The sequence below is a fragment of the Microcoleus sp. F10-B2 genome (assembly GCF_036704965.1).
In the GTDB taxonomy this organism is placed as follows: Bacteria; Cyanobacteriota; Cyanobacteriia; order Cyanobacteriales; family Microcoleaceae; genus Microcoleus.
In genome coordinates, this window is record NZ_JAUBTB010000177.1 from 1 (window position 1) to 5,633 (window position 5,633).

The 5,633-nt window shown below is 49.6% G+C and carries 3 protein-coding genes; all 3 read left to right on the plus strand.

What is annotated here, in order from left to right:
• Nucleotides 1–779: 779 nt before the first annotated feature.
• The 3 genes from QUA99_RS32065 to QUA99_RS32075 all read left to right on the plus strand — a co-directional run bounded on the left by QUA99_RS32065 (nt 780) and on the right by QUA99_RS32075 (nt 5,353).
• A complete protein-coding gene (locus tag QUA99_RS32065; protein WP_333245441.1) occupies nt 780–1,061 on the plus strand; it encodes a 4a-hydroxytetrahydrobiopterin dehydratase in 282 nt (93 codons plus the stop codon).
• Nucleotides 1,062–1,220: 159 nt separating this feature from the next.
• Nucleotides 1,221–2,870: an HD domain-containing phosphohydrolase gene (locus QUA99_RS32070; RefSeq protein WP_333245438.1), complete on the plus strand. Its 1,650-nt coding sequence runs from the start codon at nt 1,221–1,223 to the stop codon at nt 2,868–2,870.
• Between the two features lie 293 nt (nt 2,871–3,163).
• Entirely contained in the window at nt 3,164–5,353 is a 2,190-nt protein-coding gene (locus QUA99_RS32075; RefSeq protein ID WP_333245435.1) for an iron uptake porin, read from the plus strand.
• Nucleotides 5,354–5,633: the final 280 nt, after the last annotated feature.

Genomic DNA, 5,633 nt, shown 5'->3' on the forward strand with positions numbered 1-5,633 from the left:
ACTTTTGTTGCATCTGTGGAAAAAATCCTGAAAGAATTTGGAGAAAACTATGTAATTAATTTTGTCTAGCTACTTATATCTCGTAACTCTCCTATCTGGCAAGAAATCGAGTGGCCTTTCCCAGCCGCCAGAGTGGCAATGCACCTAATAACCGCACAGCCCGGATTTTGAATAAAATATAGACAAATGGCTGAAACTACGATCGCCCAATTGCTGTAGAGATCGATCGAAAACCTGGCTGCTGCAGTAATTTGCCCTCCTATTGCAAAAATCTCACTTTGCATCCCCCCACTTCTAATTCCTTGTGTTATTCTAATAATCGTGAATACTAGAACGATACTCACAACGCAAGTTCTTCTGGTAACGCTGGCAATGACTAGCGCACAAATCATCACCTCAAATCTTGTATTTAGGTGATGTGCGTTGAAATATGAAGCCATTTAGCTAAACCTGGAGGTGATGCCCATGATAGAAAGTAGTAAACGCATGGGTCATCAGATTGGAAACTACCGGCTGTGCGCCGGGGCCGCTCACTAGCAGTCAGCCGTCGTTTCCAACGGGAAACGACTTCCACGGGGAACCAGGCTGAGCTAGGGATTCTCCCGGCAGTCAGGTTCTAATCTGAAGACCCGCTAGACCGCTCTCACCTCAAATAGTGTTAAATCTTGAGTATTAAAACTTGAGCCTCAACACTATTGGTGAGAGCGGATAGTTTTTGGTAGGATTTTCCGCAGGTGGGCTGTGAATCTGCCATTGCTAATCCCAAAGTAAAATAAATTATGGCTGACCTACTTAACGATACTGAAATTCAAGAGCGCGCCAGTCAATTGTCAGGCTGGACGGTTGAAGGCAAACAACTGCGGTGTACTCGTTCATTTAAAGATTTTATCGAAGCGATCGCCTTTGTGAATAAGTTGGTCGCCCCGTCAGAAGCTGCAGGACATCACCCAGACATAGAAATCTCCTATAACAAAGTTACAGTTAACTTGACAACCCACGATGCCGGACGCTTAACTGAGAAAGACTTTGCGCTAGCCCGAGAGATTTCTGCGCTAGATTGAAAGAGTGCCAGTTGACCCAACAAGAGCTCTCCATCTAGCCACAGTCCCCGATCGCGGAAAGCTCGCAAATAAAAAATCGACTTGGGGTTAAAATCGGGTGTGAAAAAGTCGAGAGGCCAAACGTTCAATGTATAAAAGGCTATTCCCCATCATCCGACCATGATCGTATTTGAAAAGCCAGAGTTCAAGAACGAGTCTGCAGCAGCAGAAAAAACCGATCTGATAGAAAAGCTTTTAGATATTGGCGCAGCTCTGTCGAGCGCCCAAGATTTGGGCGACTTGTTAAACTTAATTTTATCCAAAAGTAGGGAAATTACCTACAGCGATGCTGGCAGCGTTTACTTAGTAGATCACAGCGACGAAACATCTAAGCTGCTATTCAAGGTAGCCCAAAACGCTTCTCAACCCAGCCTGTCGTTTAAGGAGTTTGCTCTGCCGCTGACAGACAAAAGTTTGGCGGGATACGTGGCAATTACAGGTCAAAGTTTGAACCTGTCTGATGCCTACGACTTACCCCCGGGCGTACCCTACCAGCTAGATACCAGTTTTGACAGGGATATTAATTACCGCACTTGCTCGGTAATGGTGCTGCCGATGCAAAACAGACAGGGGGAAACCATAGGCGTACTGCAACTGATCAACCGCAAAACAAAAGCAGATGCGGTGCTGACTGCAGAGAATGCCTGGGAATCGACACAGCAGTATTCGGAGTGGGAAGAAAGGATAGTTCGATCACTCGCTTCTCAAGCAGCAATCTCGATCGAGCGCAATCAACTCCAAGAAAGCATAGAACATTTGTTTGAGGGCTTCGTCAAAGCCTCGGTGCAAGTCATAGAAGCCAGAGACCCCTGTACCTACGGCCATTCAGAACGAGTAGCAGCCCTCACAGTACGCCTGTCAGAAGAAGTAAACACCGTCAGCAGCGGAGGACTGCGCTCTGTTTACTTTAACAACCGCCAAATTCAAGAAATTCGCTACGCAGCCCTGCTGCACGATTTTGGCAAAATCGGAGTGTCAGAAGCAGTTTTGACCAAACAGAAAAAGCTTTACCCCGCACAGCTAGAAATTATTCGCCACCGCTTTGGCTTAGCTCAGCGGACGATGGAAATGGAATGCGTCCAGTCTAAATATAAATACTTGCTGGAGCATTCAGCCTACCGAAAACACCCCAGCCAGCCAGAGTGCGCTCAATGCCAGGAAATCGAACAGCTAGATACTAAGCTGGCAGAGGCGAAAACCCGATTAGCAGAATACTGGGAAGTGCTGTTAGAGGCAAACGAGCCTCACATTTTGGCAGCAGAACCCCTAGCTCAACTGCGAGAGATTTCTCGGCAAACTTACAGAGATATAGACGGGGCAATTAAACCGCTGCTAACCCCAGAGGAGATAGTGCAGTTGATGGTGTCGAGGGGGAACCTCACCTCGGAAGAACGATCGGCAATAGAATTTCACGTAACTCACACTTACGAGTTTCTCACTCAAATTCCTTGGACAAAGGATTTAAAAAATGTCCCAGATATTGCCTACGGACATCACGAAAAACTGGACGGCACAGGCTATCCGCGAGGTCTAAACAAGTCAGAAATTCCAATTCAAGCGCAATTGATGACGATCGCCGATATTTACGACGCCCTGACAGCAGGCGATCGCCCCTACAAGCGAGCTCTGCGCACAGAGGCAGCGATGAAAATTTTGTGGCAAGAAGCAGCTCACCACAAAATCAACGCCGATTTGTTAGAATTGTTCGACCACCGCCAAGTCTTTAGCGTCCTCGGACACAGCTTGGAAGTGAAAGTCGAATCAGCCTAGACGAGTCGGGCGTGCTGTGCTAAAAATTAAATAAGCCGATCGGGCGCTATCAAGTGTCATCAGTAAAATCAATCCACAGCCCCAGTCTGGTCGGGTTTTGACGCCGTTGAGTACAGGTTAAAAAACAGGATCTCAGCAGCCGTCAGTCACATCTATATACTCGGTCAGCCCGAAAGAATCAAAAGAAAAAGTGAATTTTAGGTCTCTTTTTAGAGTATGCTAGTTGAGCAACGACTGACCACATAGAAGACTAGAAAAGTTTCTCTGTAATCGGTGTGAGGATGAGAGTGAATATGTCGAAATTTTTGTGGAGTTACCTACTAATCAGCCCAGCAGTCTTAGGAGCTACCCTAGTAGTTTCTTCGAGCGCGATGGCAGCAGACGCTCAGCAGGCTGCTGATGCGCTCAAGCCGGCTGCCGCCAAAGCTGAAACCGCTGAAACCTCCGAAGCGAAACTAAATGCTTTAGCTGCTGTTTCCGAAACAACTGCCGCCTCCGAGCCAGTAGAAGAAATTTCCGAAGCCGCTGGCAGCGAAACCCACGCAGCGATTGCAGATTCGACTGCGGCTGCAACTGAAAGTGCGATCGTCGGAGCCAACGCAGCTCCTGCTGAGGCAGAGCCCCAAGCGGCATCACAACCTACAAGTGAATCTTTAGCCGCAGTTGAGCCAACAGTCGCTCAACCAGTAGAAAATTCTGCCCCGGCTGCCCAACTAGAAATTCCAGCCCCGGCAGCTACCGCTCTCCCAGAGCAAATCGGTGCAGTTCAATTAGAAACTCCAGCCCCGGCAGTGGCAGAGTCGGCAGAACAAAGTTTGCCACAACCGGCTGAATCTTTAGCCCAAACTGCCGCACCACAAGAGCAAAACCCAGCCGCCACATTAGAACAGCTCAACCAGTACAGCAGTGAAGGTGCTGCAGGCGGCGAAACTCAAGGTCAAGTTACCTCAGTATCTCAACTTTCCGACGTGCGGCCCACAGACTGGGCATTCCAAGCACTGCAATCCCTAGTCGAGCGCTACGGCTGTATTGCCGGGTATCCCGACGGCACCTTCCGCGGCAACCGCGCCATGACCCGCTACGAATTCGCAGCCGGTTTAAATGCTTGTTTAGACAAGGTGAGCGAGCTAATTAGAGGAGGCACTGGCAACTTCGCCACGAAAGAAGACTTGGCAGCCCTCCAACGGCTCCAAGAAGAATTTGCAGCGGAACTGGCAACCCTGCGCGGTCGCGTCGATGCTTTGGAAGCTCGGACAGCCGAACTCGAAGCCAACCAATTCTCCACTACTACCAAGCTGACTGGGGAAGCAATTTTTGCCCTCAGCGATGACTTTGGCGGCAACGTTGGCTTGTTTGGCACAGACGAAAGAAGAATTGGCAGCGACAACAACGAAGCTGTCTTCCAACAGCGGGTGCGTCTGAATTTAAACACTAGCTTCACCGGCAGAGACTTGCTGCTGACCAGGCTTCAAGTCGGCAACGGTCGCAACTTCAACCTTGGGGCTACCAGCGAAGGCACTCAAACTTGGAATGTAGTTGGCAGAACAGACAACGTTGTTGCACTAGACAGCTTGCTGTACAAGTTTCCACTCAGCGCGCGGACGAACGTTACCATTGCAGCTAACGCTGGCGTTTGGGACGACATTATGCCGACTGTCAACCCTTACTTTGAAGACTTTGACGGCGGCAACGGATCGCTGAGCGCCTTTGGACAGCGCAACCCAATTTACCGCTTGGGCGGTGGCGCGGGAATCGGCTTTGACTATGCCTTCGGCGGCAGGGGCTTGCTGGGCGGCGTGTTCGGCCCGACTTCTCTGTCCTTCGGCTATTTGGCCTCAAATGCAGCCAGTCCTAGCAGGGGCGCGGGCTTGTTCAACGGCGACTACGCGGCGATGGGCCAGTTGACTTTTACCCCCGGACGCAACTTACAAATTGCTTTCAACTACAACCACGGTTACTTTAGCCGAGGTAACTTCGGGTTTGACAACGGCTTGGGGAATGGAGCCGAGAATCTCGGCGGTTTCACGGGTACCGGCGTGGCTAATTCCATCAACGGTTTGACTGAAGGCCCTAACGCTCGCAAAGTTGTTAGCAACTCCTACGGCGCTCAGGCTTCGTTGCGGCTGAGCCCGAGGTTTATCCTTGGCGGCTGGGCTGGTTTAACCAATGCTCGGATCATCGGCACCGGTGATGCGAGAATTTGGAACTACGCTGTCACTTTGGCTTTGCCCGATTTAGGGAAAGAAGGCAACTTGCTGGGGATTGTGGTAGGTCGCGAGCCTTACTTGGATAAACTTGAGGCTCCAAGGAGTTTGCGGAGCTTCCGCAACGATGATTCCTATCACGTCGAAGGTTTCTACAAGTACCAGCTCACCGATAACATTTCTCTGACTCCAGGCGTCATTTGGATTACCAACCCCAATCAAAACGACGGTAACGACGACATCATTATTGGTACTCTCAGAACGACTTTCACGTTCTAGGAGCGCGTTCTAGGAGATAGCGGGAGTCATATTCTCACCGATAGCAACTCCTGATTCTCAAGTTAGCCCTGCCTATTGCAGGGCTTTTTTGTGCGGTGGACGAATAAGGAGGGCTTGCCGAAAAAGCCTAAAACCTTTACACGGAACTTACCCCTGCAGGGGGTAGTTTCGGTGGCTGTATTCTTTGAGCTGTATTCGTTTTAGCCCACATTCCGCAGATATTTAGACAAATTTAATAGTTTTAAATTGGGAGGCATAAAGCCATGTAATCAATATATAG